Source organism: Xanthomonas sp. NCPPB 2632 (assembly GCF_041228075.2).
In the GTDB taxonomy this organism is placed as follows: Bacteria; Pseudomonadota; Gammaproteobacteria; order Xanthomonadales; family Rhodanobacteraceae; genus Luteibacter.
Map to the genome: position 1 here is coordinate 2,440,902 of NZ_CM192979.1, position 15,243 is coordinate 2,456,144.

Consider the following 15,243-nt stretch of genomic DNA (forward strand, 5'->3'; position numbering starts at 1 on the left):
ATCACCAGTTGTACGTGACGGAGGCTTGCCACAAGCGTCCGAAGATAGCCCGCGCATAGATCGGCTCTACCGTGCCCTGTCCGGCAAGCGTGTCGGTGCGGGGATTGCCCTCGGTGAGGCCGTGGGAGTTGGTCAGGTTGCTGCCCGAGAGCTGCAAGGTGAGGTTCGGCTGTAGCTTTGCCAGGAGACTGGAGTCGTAGGTGGTATAGCCGGGGAGTGACGTCTGGTTGGCGAAGTCCACATATCGCGATGCGGTGTGGAAAACGGTGACCGACCACTCCATCGGTACGCCGCCGAGCGAGAAGTAGGCGGTGGGGGTGAGACTGCCCATCCACTTCGGAATGCGCGGCAGCTGCTTGCCCTGGTAAGCGGCGGCATCGACTCCGCCTGGCGCGGAAAGGCTCAGTGTTTCCGGGTCCTGCGCGGTCAGGCTGGCAGCCAGGCCGAACACGTGGGAAGGCCGCCAGTTGACCGAGTTCTCCAGGCCGTACGTGCGGGTCTTGCCGACCAGGGGCAGCGAGACGATCGTCTGCGTGCTCGGGTCGAGCACGAGGCCGCTGAAGGACACCCGGTTGTAGGAACTCCAGTAGGCGATGGACGAGAACGAGAGCGTGTCCTCACCGAAGCGGATGCCGGCTTCGCCCTGCTTGATGTTCGTCACGGGCAGGTTTTGCAGCAGGTAGATGTTCTGCAGTCGCGGCAGGCGTTGCGAGCGCGTGAAGCGGGCGAACAGTTCGGTATCGTCCAGAACCTTGTAGGACGCGCCCAGGGTCCAGGTCAATGCATCGCGTGTTTCGGACTTGGTCGTACTGGCACCGGTGAAGCCCATCACGGCGTCATCGGCTAGCGTGGTGGAGTCGCCCAGGTTGCGCGTGGCCGTGGTGTCGTTGCTGCCGCTGTCGAGCAAACGCGTCTTGCGCACGCCCACGTCCAGCGAGAAAGCCGGCGTGATGTGCCACGTATCGGCGGCGTAGGCGGTGAGGTAGCGACCGGTGACATCGCCGGCGACAGCACTGCTGCCGTAGCGGGAAAATCCGTGAGAGGTCACCGAACCGATCGGAGTGCCGTTCGCATTGTAGGCCAGCACGTCGAGTGCGTTGGCCTGGTTCTGTACCGTTGTGAGCAGGGTGCTGGAAAGGCGGCTCTGGCGGAAGCTGAAATCATCCCCATACAGGCCGACGGCCACATCGTGATCGCCCCAGCCCGTGTTGAGGGTGCGGCTAAGGCGCAGGTCGTCGATCACGGTGCGCACGCGTGTCCGCACGGCCCACCAGGGGCTTTCCATGACCAGTCCGTTGACCGGTGCCACGTCCGTGCCGCTGGCGTCGTCCACATAGCCGAGGCGGGTCGTGCCCGGGAACGCCCGGGACGCTGCTGCTAGCCGCGAGTCGAGGTAGCCCTGGCTGTCCGAGGGGTTGGCACCGGAGAAGATCGTGTCGTAATCGACTTCCGCATTGGTGTAGCGCAGCTTATTACTGAGGGTCCATCCGCTGTCGCCCAGATCCAGGTCCAGATAGGTGCCGGTCTGGAACATCTTGGTGTGGATGCCGTTGGCCAGGTCGCTGTCACGTCCCATACGGCCGTTGCCGTCGAAGCTTTCGAGCGTGTGTTGCCTATAGCTGTTCGACAGGATGGTTCCATCGCCCGGGTCGAGAGCCGGGGATAGCGACTGCGATACATGCCGCGGATCGCGCAGCGGCGTCGCGGTATAAAAGGCCGTACGGTCATTCAGGTATCTGGCGTCCCAGTCCAGTCGACCGCTGTCGAACAGGAAAGAAAGCGCTGTACGCAACTGGCTGCCGCTGTCGCCCTTGTAGCCGGCGTTGCGAAAACCGCTGTCGTCGCGGGCAAAGCCACCCACGCTATACAGGATCTTGTCGGTGATGGGGCCGGAGGCATAACCCTCGAGACGGCGAAGGTCGTCCGAACCTCCAGTCACACGTAGCGCCCCGGTGGGCTGGGTGGTGCCCCAGCGCGAGATCAGGTTCACCGTGCCACCCGCGGCATTGTTCGCGTAGATGGGCGAGGTACCACCGGTGACGACCTCCAGCCCCGCAGTGGTCAGGTCCGTGCGGTTGAGCGTATCGATGTTGAGAAACGACTCTTGGGGCTCGTCGAAGATAGGCAGGCCATCTTGCTGTAGCTGGACGTTGTACCAGCCACCATCAGGCAGGCCGCGCACGTAGATGTTCTGGCCACCGCCCTGACCGCCAGACGACTCCGTCCAGTACCCCGGTACCGCCCGGATGGCCTGGACCAGACTGGTCGGCGCGGCGCGATCGTACTGCTGGCGATCGATGGTGGTGATAGCGAACGGCGCGTCCAGCTGGCTGACCTGGGTAGCCGCGCCAGTGACCACGACGTTGGACAAGCCGACTGCCTTGTCCTGGGCGGTGCTGTCTTTCGTCGCAGCATCCTTCGGCGGGGTCTCCTGCTGAGCATCCTGAGCCACAGCAGGGGCGGACAGTGCGATGAGCAGGGCCACGGTCAGTGTCTTGAGTGGAGCGGCAACAGAACGAGCGGTGCGGATGGTCACGAATTCCCCCTGAGGATGATGGCGACTCGACAGTTGATGCAATCGATTGCATAAAACGATAATAAAAGTATGTGACAGGAACGCGTAAGTACGGAGGTAGCGACGGCCCGTCGCGACGCGCCGTCAGATACGCACGGACGGTATGCGTACGCGGAGGGCGAGCAGGCCGGCGACACAAAGGGCGACACCGGCCAGCACGAGGATATGCCGGGGGTCGTTACCCAGCATGCTGTAAAGCGCGCGCACGCTGAACACTTCGACCAGCATGGGTATCACGATGAACGTATTGAATATGCCCATGTAGACGCCCGCACGCGCTTGGGGTATCGCCGCGGACAGCATGGCGTAGGGGTTGCCCATCATGCTCGCCCATGCGAGGCCGAGGCCGACCATCGGTACCAGTAACAACCAGGGGTTGGAGATCATGGGAACCACCGCGATACCCAGTCCGCCCAGCAGAAGCGCACCCGTGTGCAGCCGTGCGGGGCCAAACTTCGGCAACAAGGGAAGCAGGGCGAACCCGGCGACAAAAGCGACGAAGTTGTAGAAACCGCCGATGCGTCCGCTCAGCAACACGGCATCGAGGAAGTGCGGATCGTGTGCCTCGGTCGTCCCATAAAGCGTTCGCGAGAGCGACAGGGCGATGTACTGCCAGTAGCAAAACATGGCGTACCACTGGAACAGCATCATCGCGCCGAGTTGCCGCATGGCAGCGGGCATGTCCCGCACGGCGTCGTAGACGTCCACCAACGCGGCACGTAAGGACAGGGGGGCGTTTGCCACGGTTGCTGCGGGCGCCTCGCGTGTCGTGTAGACCGACCATGCCACAGACGCGACAGACACCACACCGCCCACGGTAAAGGCGATTTCCACGATAAGCGGCAGGCCGTGCGCATTCATCCGGTCAGCGCGCATGCCCATCAGGATCAGGAATGACGGTATCAGGTAGGCCGCGGTCTGGGACAAACCCGTAAAGGCACTTTGCACCATATAGCCCGCTGCGCGCTGGGCGGGATTCAGCATGTCGTTGACAAAGGCCCGGTAGGGCTCCATGGCGACGTTTGCCGCGGCGTCCAGCATCCACAGCAGACCCGCAGCCATCCATAGCGTGCCGCTGTTGGGCATGACGAACAGGCATACGCTGCAGAGCAGCGCCCCGATGACGAAGTACGGGGTACGTCGGCCGAAGCGCGAGGTCGTGCGATCGCTCAGGGCACCGATCAACGGCTGGATAAGCAGGCCGGTCACAGGGCCGGCCAACCACAGTACGGGGAGCGACGCATCGTCGGCACCCAGGTATTTGTAGATCGGGCTCATGTTGCCCTGCTGCAATCCAAATCCGAACTGGATGCCGAAGAAACCGACATTCATGTTGAGGATCTGCCCCAGGCGCATCGTGCACCCGGGCACCACTCGCGTTGTGCGATGGTCGGTCGTCATCGTGTCTCCATCGATCAGTTTGCATCCGGTCAGTCGTGCACCGTCCCCACCTCTGGGGTCGCAGCGTGCCTATCCATGCAATCGATTGCAAACTGCAGTGCAGCAAAGGCGGGTGGGTGCGGACTTATGCGACAGGCTCGCGCCCCGGCTCGGGAACGCGCAGGGTGCAAAGACCGGCGATGAGCAGGCTGACGCCGCCCAGACCAAGCGCCCAGAGGGGCTGGTTGTGGAAGCAAAGGCGCAGCAGCAACCCCAGGATGCTCGCCGCGAGCACCTGGGGAATCACGATGAAGAAGTTGAAGATGCCCATGTAGACGCCCATCTTCGCCGTCGGCAGATGGTCCGAGAGCAGCGCATAGGGCAGCGACAGAATGGAGGCCCAGGCAAAGCCCACCCCCACCATCGAGGCGAGCAGCCAGCGTGGATCGTGGATGTAGAGGAACGACAGCAGGCCCGCGCCACCCAGGCACAGATTCACCACGTGGCTGATGCGCAGGCCCCAACGGCGCACCATCAAGGGGATGACCACCGCGGCCAGTGCGCCGAATCCGTTATAGGCCGCGAACAGCAAGCCGACCCAGTTGGCCCCCTCGTTGTACGCGGTTGAGGTGGTATCGGTGGTGGCGTAGATCGTCTGGGTCACGCCCGCCGTGGTGTAGATCCACATCGCAAACAACGCGAACCAGGAGAACAATTGCACCCCGGCCAGCCGCCGCATCGACATGGGCATGCCGTAGAGATCGCCCATCACCTCACGCAGCATGCCGTGGCTACGGGTGCGGCTCAGCCAGGTGAGCAGCGCGCCGAAGACGATCAGGCCACCGGCCAGCAGGTAAACCTCCTTTTCAAGCGCGAAGTACCGGATAGCGATCAGGACCACGGCACCGGCCGACAGCAGAAGCAGGCCGGGTCGGCGTGCCGGCGATACGTCCACCGCGGGGCCTTCGGGTACGTTGTCGGCGAACGATCGCAGCTGCGCGGGTGAATATTCGCGCGTGGTCAGCATGGTCCAGAGCACGGCGCCCAGCAGTACCGCTCCGCCGGCATAGAACGCGTACTTGACCGTGTCGGGGATGGCTCCGTCCCTCGCCACGTTGGCGATGCCGAACCGCGCGAGTACCCAGGGCAACAGGGAGGCGACCACGGCACCGGCGCCGATGAAGAAGCTCTGCATCGCAAAACCCGTGGGTGCTTGCCGCGTGGGCAGCTGGTCGCCGACCAGCGCGCGGAACGGTTCCATCGACACGTTGATCGACGCATCCAGGATCCACAGCAGACCGGCCGCCATCCATAGCGCCGGCGCGTTCGGCATCCACAGCAGGGCCAGCGAGGCGAACACCGCCCCGACCAGGAAGTAAGGCCGGCGCCGACCCATGCGGTTCCAGGTGCGGTCGGAGTAGTGACCGACGATGGGTTGCACGATCAGCCCGGTCAGCGGCGCGGCGATCCATAGGGCAGGGATGTCGTTGACGTTCGCGCCCAGCGTCTGGAATATCCGGCTGACATTCGCGTTCTGCAGGGCGAGCCCGAACTGGAGGCCGAGGAAACCGAAGCACATGTTCCATATCTGCCAGAACGACAGGGCGGCTCGCTCCGTCCTCGGCGCCTCGCCCTTGCTCAACCGACCACGTCCTGCGCGGCCGCGCCCGTCGGCGGCCGGCTGGGCGTGCGCGCCACCGGTCCGCGCTGTGGTTGAAACGGTCATGGGTATCTCCTCCAGCCACAGTTATGTCATGGCCCAGGGCTTACCGCATGCTGCGGACGCAGCATCATGGCCGCTTGTCACCCTTGTAAAGGCGAGGGGCTGGCGGCATAGTCAGCCGCCAGTGAGGTGACAGCGGAGATTCCATGCGGGTACGCCTCGAAGACGTGGCGCGCGCGGCGGGCGTATCGCCCAAGACCGTGTCGCGTGTTCTCAACGACGAGGCCAACGTGACCGATGCCACGCGCGAGCGCGTGCGCGCGGCCATGGAAGCGATGGACTATCGCCCGCACCCGTCGGCACGCAGCCTGGCGGGCAACCGCTCGTTCCTGGTGGCGATGCTGTACGACAACAACGACAACCCGTCATCGACCTATCTGGCCGAAATCCAGGATGGCGTGCTCGAGGCCTGCGATGCGCATCGCTACAGCATGATGGTGCGGCCACTGCGCATGCGCGATGGCGATTTCATCCGTCGCTTCGATGCGCTGATTTCCGACCACCATCCTGACGGCGTCGTGCTGACGCCTCCGATCACCGACCATGCGCCCCTGCTGAAACGCCTGCGCGAACGCGACGTGCCCTATGCGAGCGTGTCGCCGCAGAAGCGCGGCAAGGCCCTGGGCGTCACGATGGACGAGCAACAGGCCGCGCGCGCGATCGTCGAGCATCTGCTGGAGCTGGGACACCGACGGATCGCTCATGTGGTGGGCATCGCCGACCATGGCGCCAGCCGTTGGCGACTGGCCGGCTATCGCGAGGCGATGGCCGCCGCGGGCTTGCCGGAGGATCCGGCGGTGGTGGTGCAGGGCGCCTTTACGTTCGGCTCCGGCGTAGAGGCGGCGCGGCAACTGTTCTCGCTGGCCGACCGGCCGACGGCGGTATTCGCGGCCAATGACGACATGGCCACCGGCGTCATGTGGGCGGCGGGCGAGTACGGTCTGAAGGTGCCGCACGACCTGTCGGTCTGCGGCTTCGACGACACGCCGCTGTCGCGGCAGTTGTGGCCCGCGCTCACCACCGTCCAGCAACCCAGTCGCGAGATGGGGAAGATCGCGGCCGAGCAACTGCTGAACTCCTTGCGCAGTCAAGGCACGGGCAAGCTGGTGCAGATTCCCTTCTCCCTGCAGATCCGCGGCTCCACCGCCGCCGCGCCCTGAAGCATTCGCCCGGCCGCCCGGCCAGGAAAGTCATGCTGCATAGCAAATTGACAGCGCTGTCATTTATGCCAGGATGCGCTTCGACAAGCGTGCCGCCGGTACGCCAGCCTGGAGCCTTGACGTGCCATTGCTGCAGCGATCGAGCCTGTTTTTGCGACGTCTTTCTTCCGCGCTGCCGTTTGCAGGCGCCTTGCTGACCACCGTTCCGGCCGTCGCTGGCGATGCCGCGTCCGTACACCCGGAACAATGGCCAAAAGCGCAGTCGCCGCTCCCGCCCAACCCCACGATCGAAGCCCGGGTGAAGGCGTTACTGGCGACCATGTCGGTCGAAGACAAGGTCGGCCAGATGATCCAGGCCGACATCAAATACGTGACGCCGGACGACGTACGCACGTACCGCCTGGGCTCGGTGCTGGCCGGTGGCAACTCCAAGCCCGAAGGACAGCCGTATCCCGATGGCAAGCAGTGGCAGGCGCTGGCCGATGCGTTCTACCACGCGTCCATGGACACATCGAGCGGAAGGCCGGCGATCCCGGTGCTGTTCGGTATCGACGCGGTGCATGGCCACAACAACCTGGTCGGCAGCACGCTGTTTCCGCAAAACTCGGCGCTGGGTGCGACGCGCGACCCGCAGCTGATCCACGACATCGGCGCCGTTACCGCGCAGGAACTGCGTGCCAGCGGCATCAGCTGGACATTCGCCCCGACGCTGACCGTGCCGCAGGATGTGCGCTGGGGCCGCTCGTATGAGGGTTATTCCCAGAATCCTGCACTGGTGGCGCAATACGCCTCGGCGATGGTCGGCGGTCTGGAAGGCAAGGCGGGTACGCCCGAATTCCTCGACTCGGGGCACGTGATCGCTACCGCCAAGCATTTCCTCGGCGATGGGGGCACCCAGGATGGCAAGGACCAGGGCGACGCACGGATCAGCGAGTCGACGCTGCGCGACATCCACGCGGCAGGCTATGCACCCGCGATCGACGCCGGTGTGCAGGTGGTCATGGTCTCGTTCTCCAGCTGGAACGGCGTAAAGATGGCCGGCAACAAGCCGCTGATCACCGACGTGCTGAAGGGGCGCATGGGTTTCGACGGGATCGTGCTGGGCGACTGGAACGCGCACGGCCAGGTGCCCGGTTGCACCAACGAAGATTGCCCCGTGGCGTACAACGCCGGGCTGGACATGCTGGAGGCGCCCGACTCGTGGAAGGGGCTCTACAAAAACACGCTGGCCGAGGTGAAATCCGGGGTGATCCCGATGCGCCGCGTCGACGAAGCGGTGACGCGTATTCTTCGGGTCAAGGTGCGCCTGGGCATGTTCGAGGCCGGCGCGCCATCGACCAACCCATGGGCCGTCAGGTCCGCGAAGGTGATCGGGAACCCTGCGCATCGAGCATTGGCGCGGCGGGCCGTTCGCGAATCGCTGGTGCTGTTGAAGAACGACCGTGCGGTGCTGCCGATCGACCCGCGCAAGCACGTCCTGGTCACCGGCGACGGCGCCGACAATATCCCCAAACAGAATGGCGGCTGGACGTTGACCTGGCAGGGAACGGGCCAGACCAACGCGAATTTCCCGGGAGCTACATCCATCTGGGCAGGCATCAAGGCCCAGGTAAGCGCCGCGGGTGGCAGCGCCGAGCTGTCGGTGGATGGCGACTTCACGCAAAAGCCCGACGTCGCCATCGTAGTGTTCGGTGAAGACCCCTACGCCGAGTTCCAGGGGGACCGGCCGAACCTGGCCTACCGCCCGGGTAACGACCGCGACCTCGATCTGCTGCGCAAGCTGCGCGGGCAAGGCGTGCCGGTGGTCGCCGTGTTCCTGACCGGACGACCCCTGTGGATGAATCGCGAGATCAACGCCGCCGACGCTTTCGTGGTGGCATGGCTGCCGGGCAGCGAAGGGGAGGGCATCGCCGATGTGTTGCTGCGTAGCCGTGATGGCCGTATCGCGCACGACTTCCATGGCACGTTGTCCTATGCGTGGCCGCGCCGGGCGATACAGGGCCCGTCGGCAGCCGGGGCGCAGGGCGAGCAGCCGCAGTTTCCCTACGGCTTCGGCCTGACCTATGTGGCCCCCCGGAAGACGGCCACGTTGTCCGAGGATCCGGGGATCCCCCTGAGCAGCCAACAGGCCGGCGTTTACTTCACCCGCGGCAAGCCGTCACAGGATGTCGTCGTGCGCCTGACGGGGGCGAACGGCGTGGCCATGGATGTCGCCGCCACACCGGCCGCCACGGCAGACGGCAGCCTGCGTATCGGCGCGCTCGACTACAAGGCACAGGAAGACGCGCGCAGCCTCAGCTGGTCCGGCATCGGCACCGGCGCCGCAAGCATCGCACTGGTGGCACCCGCGCCCATAGACGCGGAGCGCGAGACCAACGGCGATGTCCTGCTGGTGACCACGTTGCGCGTCGACGCCCTCTCACCGGGGGACAACTCGACCATCGGCATGGGCTGTGGCGCCGGCTGTGGTGGCCGGGTAGCCCTCGGTAGCCAGCTTGCCGCGTTGCCAAAGGGTCAGTGGCTACGCGTCGGCATCCCGTTGAAATGCTTCCGCGATGCCGGCGCCAACATGGGGAGGATAGATCGTCCGTTCGAGTGGTCCAGCCGCTCGGGTGGAAAGGTCGCCATCACCGACGTGTCGCTCGGCACGGTGGCGGACCGGACCTTGTCGTGCCCCGCCCACGGGAGCGGCACACCCTGATGTTCTATCCGCTTTGCACCAATATCCGCCGATGGAAAGGCTCCGCGAGCGTCGCGCGAGTCTGCGTAGCCTGAGTTTGTCGTTGCCTCGATGACGTGCTGCCTTGCGGCAAGCATTCATCGCCACGGCACTCTATTATCTCTCGATGACAGCGCTGTCATTCTGGATCGATGGCGTGCCGGGGGGAGTAGGGGACCTTCGTGACTTATCCGAACGATTGATGGGGAGAGCCAGATGAATCTGCACCGCACTTTGTTGTACGTCGCCATATCGCTCGTCATTGCGCCGGGCACGGCGTTCGCCGCGGGCCAGGATACGACCGCGCAAACGCCGCCGCCGTCCAACGCGCCGGGCGCCGCCGAAAAGAAAGTACAGAACCTCGACGCCGTGTCGGTCACGGCGACCAAGCGCGAGACGCCACTGCAGAAAACGCCGGTGGCCGTCACCGCGATCACCGTCGACACGCTCGATCGGGAGCGCGTCATGACGGTGCAGGACCTGACCAAGCTGGTACCGGGCCTGCAGGGCACATCCCAGGGCGACCACGGCGTCGTGACGCTGACCCTGCGCGGTATCGGTAACGACAGCGCCAAGACCGAGTACGCCGATCCGGAAGTCGCCACCTTCGTCGACGGCATTTACGCGCCACGTGCCGAGGCGGCCTCGGGCCTGTTGCTGGATATGGAAGGCGTCGAAACGCTGCGCGGGCCCCAGGGCACCCTCTGGGGCCGCAACTCCACCGCCGGTGCCATCAGTTTCCAGACGGCCAAGCCGGACATCGGTGCGGGTTTCTACGGCAATGCGCAGGTCGGCGCAGGCAATTACAACCAGGCCGGCGCGCGCGCCGCCTTCAACCTGCCTATCAGCGATACCTTCGCCATGCGCGTGGCCGTGGTGCACGAGCAGCACGACGGCTACGTCGACTACCAGAAACCGTCCGGCCAACTGCCCAGCGTGGCGCAGCAGCAACAAGCCTATCTGGCGTCACCGATCTCCGGCGGTACGCTGGCCAACTTCCGGCCGATCGACCCGGGCCAGTACGTGCAGGGCGGCGACAAGTACAGCTCGCAGGACCAGTCCGCCGCCCGCGTCAGTGCCTTGTGGCAGCCCAGCGACGCGTTCAAGTGGAACCTGTCGTACGAGTACTTCGCCGATCGCGGCACGCCCAGCATGAGCCTCATGCAGACGCCGCGTCAGGGCCAGGACTTCTGGTCGGCGCTGATCGACACCGCGCCCTACCTGGACCGTACGTCCAAGACACTGCGCAGCCGCATGGACTGGAATATCAGCGACGGCATGCAGCTGAGCTATATCGCCGGCTATAACCGCTACTCCGGCAAGAGCGACTTCGACCAGGACGTGGGCGTGAGCGTGCCCACCAGCTTCACCACCAACGGCGTGTACCAGGACGACCGGACCAACGACTCGAAGTACAAGAGCTGGAGCCAGGAGATCAACCTGAAGTCCGTCGGGCCGCAGACGGTGGACTGGATCCTCGGTGCTTACTACGGCTATGAAGACAACGACATCCGCTTCGACATCCCCATCATGAACGGTACGCGCTACGGCACCGTCAGCTGGCAGGGCTCCTTCATCCAGCCGAAGGAAACGGTGGAGTCGTATGCGCTGTTCGGTCAGGCCACCTGGCACTTGAGTGACCACTGGCGCCTCACCGGTGGTGCGCGCTGGTCGCACGATGAGAAGGAAAACAAGGGCGGTATCAACTGGGGTTGGGCCGCTGACCCGACCGTGCCGCAGGTGCCGATCTCGCCGGACGTGTATCCGGACCCGTCGAACGGCTTCAGCGTCTCGCAGCGGAACACGGCCAAGTACAGCAAGAGCAAGCCGACCTGGCTGGTGCGCCTGGATACCGACGTCAGCGAGAACGGCCTGCTCTACGCCAGCGTCTCCACCGGCTATAAATCGGGCGGCACGCAGGACGCGGGCACGCTGTACAAGCCCGAATCACTGACCAACTACGAAGTCGGCACCAAGTTCACCTTCCTCGAGGGCCACATGACGTGGAACTCGGCGATCTACTACGAAGACTTCAAGAACTTCCAGCTGTCCGCGCCCATCATCTACCCCGATGGCAACCACGGCCTGGGCTTCTCCAACGTGGGCGGCAGCACCAAGGTGTTCGGCATCGAATCGGAGTTGGCCTATCAGCAAAAGGACGACCGTTTCAACCTGATCTTCTCTGCCATCCCGAAGAAGGAGCTGGGCAAACTGGTGTACGCCGGTTCCAACGACTACCAGGGCCTGCCGGCATGCCCGCCGGCATCCAACCTGGCCAGCTGCCTGGACGTCACCGGCAACGACCTGCCGCACGCACCGAACGTGTCGCTCACCGGCATCTATGAGCACACCTTCCACCTTGCCAACGGTGGCAAGCTCACGCCCCGGGTCAGCGCGCAGTACCAGAGCGCGCAGTGGCTGAGCTATTTCAACCTGGGGTCCGGGGATCAGCAGAAGGCCTACGTGCGCGGCGACCTGTCGCTGCGTTACAGCGAACCGGGCGACAAGTGGTGGGTCAACGGGTACGTGCAAAACGTATCCGACAAGAAGACCCGCACCAGCGCCGGCCGCTTCCAGATGGCCGACGGCTCGCTGCAGTACGTATCGCAGTACCTCGCGCCGCGGACCTACGGTGTGCAGCTGGGCGTCTGGTTCTGAGTTAGCTGGCTTTGCCGTTCTCAGTCTCCCCTGAGTGGCTTTTTTGCCGGGCCCGCCTGTGGTGGCCCGGCCTTTCTTTATCTGCATCCGGCCGTATCGGCAGGGAAACCCCATGGCGCGCCTGAAGAAAGTGCTGATCGTCGGCGGAGGCACCGCCGGCTGGCTGACGGCTTGCTACCTGGCCAAGGCCGTCAACGCGGTCGATCCGCGCAGCGTGCAGGTGCATCTGGTGGAGTCGTCCGACATCGGCTTGCTGGGGGTAGGGGAAGCCACCTTTCCCTCGATTCGTGGGACGTTGTCGGCGATCGGTCTGGACGAGCGCCGCTTCCTGGTCGGTGCCACGGCGACGTACAAGCAGGGTATCCATTATCGCCACTGGGTACGGCCGCCGGGCGCGCCCGGACCGGACCATTTCTTTCATCCGTTCAACGCACCCAGCCAGCGTCCCTGCGGGCCTGAGTTGTTGCCGTACTGGTTGCTTGGTGCTGCGCCGGACGGCATGTCGTTTGCCGAAGCCGTCTCCATGCAAACCACACTGGTCGACCACTCGCGTGCGCCCAGGCGGGCGAGGGACCCGGACTACCAGGGGCCGATGAATCACGCCTTCCACTTCGACGCAGCCTGCTTTGCGCGTGTGCTTGCCGAGCATGGCCAGCAGACCCTCGGCGTGGTTCGGCACATGGCCACGGTGCAGCGCGCGGAGCTGGACGATCATGGCGCCATCGCCAGGGTGGTCACGAAGGAGGAGGGCGACCTCACCGCCGATCTCTACGTGGACTGCACCGGACTGCGTGGCATGTTGATCGGCGACACGATGCAGTCACCCTTTCGCAGCCGGGCGGACGTGCTGTTCGCCGATCGCGCCGTCGCCATGCAGGTGCCTTACCAGGCGCCCGATGCGCCGATCCCTTCGTACACCATCTCCACGGCGCAGGAGGCCGGCTGGATCTGGGATATCGGGTTGCAGAAGCGACGTGGCGTTGGGTATGTGTATTCGTCGCGGCATACCACCGACGAGCGCGCTGAAGACGTCTTCCGGAAGTATGTGGGGACGGGGGGTGATGACCTTAAGGCCCTGCACATCAAGTTCGAGACGGGATACCGACCCGAGCACTGGCGGAAGAACTGCGTGGCGGTGGGGCTGGCCGGGGGCTTTGTCGAGCCGCTGGAGTCCACGGGCATCGCGCTGGTCGAGCTGGCGAGCTATCTGCTTACGCATCTGTTGCCTGGCGGCACCGAGGACATGGAAGGGGCTGCGCGTCATTTCAACGAGATGATGGTGGCGCGGTACGACCGGATCATCGACTTTATCAAGATGCATTATTGCCTCAGTCAAAGGCGTGATTCTTCGTTCTGGGTCGACAACTGTGATGGTGCCGGTATTCCGCAGAGCTTGCGGGACAAGCTGGTCAAGTGGAAGCAGCGGCCGCCTCACAGGCTGGATTTTTTGACTGACCTGGAGATGTTCATGCCGGCCAGCTGGCAGTATGTGCTTTATGGGATGGAGTTTCGGACTGATCTTGAGGCTAGGCGTAGTGCTTATCCGGAGACGGAAGCGGCCCGCAGGGAGTTTGCGATGATTCGCCAGGCGGCTGCCAGGGCGTTGGTTGATTTGCCGGATCATCGCGGGCTTGTTGAGCAGCTTTGTCGTGAGTACGGGGCGAGTCGTTAGTCTCCAGGCCCGAAACGCATACCTTGTCCTGTCGAGTTTCGCCGCCCCTGTTTCAGGTGCCAAACGATCTACCGACGAACGGTATCCCTAGCGGGAAGGCCACCTCGAGATATATGTGTGTGCCGCTTGCTCGAGCGTGTGGAAATATACCCGCCCGTCTATCCAGCGCCACCGTGGAGTCGTTGGCGCACTACACCTAGGAACGATCCCACGGTTTGGCGCGCCTATTGCATGTGAATCACATAGGCGACGACCACCGGAGACGACCATGACCAAGAGCACCCACGAGGAACGTATGTTGAAGCGCAACGGCAAGCGCTTTGCTGCGGCGGGTAGCCCGACGCTTGGCCCGGCCGAAGGCCACAAGTTGGCGCTTCGAGGCATCAACAAAACCGTTTACGCGGAATTGCGGAGGCACCGCAGAAAATGGACCTCATGGGTCACGTCGAGCGGTGGCGGCACCGCACCGGCTATTCGCGTCGGCGCGGAGAGGGTCATGTCCGATGTGCCCGGTGCGACACCGACGTTTGTCGGCATCGGGCTGGATGAGTTTGTTGCCACGCGGACGTTGAAGAAGAAAGCGCTGTTCAAGGCGATCACTCGCCGGCAGGCCAAGAATGTCTTCAGTGTCCGGTCGCGCACCGCCGACCTGGTCTGGGCGACAACGGGCCATGCAGAGCCGATCGCGGGGCACACCCCCTCGGTCAAGCGTCAACTCGTCGCTGGGACCACCGGTGCGATCACGTCGGAACACAGTACGCGCGATGGGCTGCGTGCCGCCGCCGTGGACAAGACGGGAGCAGACTTCGCCTCGCCAGCCATCTTCAACGACGTGGCAGTGATGTCGCAACTTGCGACGATCAAGCATATGGCCAGTCCGTCGACAGAGCTGAAAGCGATCGAGAGCCGGGTGCAGGCATTGGCGACACCTCGCTACACCGCCTTGACGGGCACAGCGGATATACGTCAACCCGCGCATTTCGACAGCATGGTGGCTCATGTCCAGGAGGAGCGGGAACGCAAGAAATGGGAAGTCGGCGCGCAGATGATGGCCGATCCGCGTCTTCGTGGGATGGTGCCTCCCGTTATCAAGAACTACCTGACCACGACGGCAAACATACCGGGTGACGCACGCGAGCTTTTCCGCTCCGATCTGCATACGGGCCGCAGGGTACCCATCAACGAGGCGCTCAGCTCCGACACACAGGACCTGTCGACTCACTCGTTGCACCAGTTCAGCGCCATGGTGAAACCGACGACTCGTCCGCGTACCTTGAGCGATGCACGTATTCTGCCACCGGTCATTCCGATGAATACCAGGGGACAGTGAAGGCCATCGGGTTGTCTGTCCGTCGA

General features: G+C 64.2%; 8 protein-coding genes. 5 read left to right on the forward strand and 3 right to left on the reverse strand.

Going from position 1 to position 15,243, the window contains the following annotated elements:
• Position 1: 1 nt before the first annotated feature.
• The 3 genes from AB8808_RS10835 to AB8808_RS10845 form a co-directional block, all read right to left on the reverse strand.
• Positions 2–2,536: a TonB-dependent receptor domain-containing protein gene (locus AB8808_RS10835; RefSeq protein WP_369929249.1), complete on the reverse strand. Its 2,535-nt coding sequence runs from the start codon at positions 2,534–2,536 to the stop codon at positions 2–4.
• A 123-nt stretch (positions 2,537–2,659) separates the two neighbouring features.
• Complete coding sequence (locus AB8808_RS10840) at positions 2,660–3,976, reverse strand: MFS transporter (protein ID WP_369929251.1); 1,317 nt, start codon at positions 3,974–3,976, stop codon at positions 2,660–2,662.
• Positions 3,977–4,100: 124 nt separating this feature from the next.
• Complete coding sequence (locus AB8808_RS10845; RefSeq protein WP_369931241.1) at positions 4,101–5,534, reverse strand: MFS transporter; 1,434 nt, start codon at positions 5,532–5,534, stop codon at positions 4,101–4,103.
• Between the two features lie 290 nt (positions 5,535–5,824).
• Between AB8808_RS10845 and AB8808_RS10850 the strand changes: the two genes are divergently transcribed.
• The 5 genes from AB8808_RS10850 to AB8808_RS10870 all read left to right on the forward strand — a co-directional run bounded on the left by AB8808_RS10850 (position 5,825) and on the right by AB8808_RS10870 (position 15,217).
• Positions 5,825–6,838, forward strand: a complete 1,014-nt coding sequence (locus tag AB8808_RS10850; RefSeq protein ID WP_369929253.1) for a LacI family DNA-binding transcriptional regulator — start codon at positions 5,825–5,827, stop codon at positions 6,836–6,838.
• A 73-nt stretch (positions 6,839–6,911) separates the two neighbouring features.
• Positions 6,912–9,539 (forward strand): glycoside hydrolase family 3 protein, encoded by a 2,628-nt coding sequence (locus AB8808_RS10855; protein WP_369929255.1) that lies wholly within the window; start codon positions 6,912–6,914, stop codon positions 9,537–9,539.
• Between the two features lie 234 nt (positions 9,540–9,773).
• Positions 9,774–12,215 carry a TonB-dependent receptor gene (locus tag AB8808_RS10860; protein ID WP_369929257.1) on the forward strand — a complete coding sequence of 814 codons (2,442 nt, stop codon included), beginning with the start codon at positions 9,774–9,776 and terminating at the stop codon, positions 12,213–12,215.
• 112 nt (positions 12,216–12,327) lie between these two features.
• Positions 12,328–13,887, forward strand: coding sequence for a tryptophan halogenase family protein (locus AB8808_RS10865; protein WP_369929259.1), 1,560 nt, complete (start codon positions 12,328–12,330; stop codon positions 13,885–13,887).
• Positions 13,888–14,155: 268 nt separating this feature from the next.
• Entirely contained in the window at positions 14,156–15,217 is a 1,062-nt protein-coding gene (locus tag AB8808_RS10870; protein WP_369929261.1) for a hypothetical protein, read from the forward strand.
• Positions 15,218–15,243 lie beyond the last annotated feature (26 nt).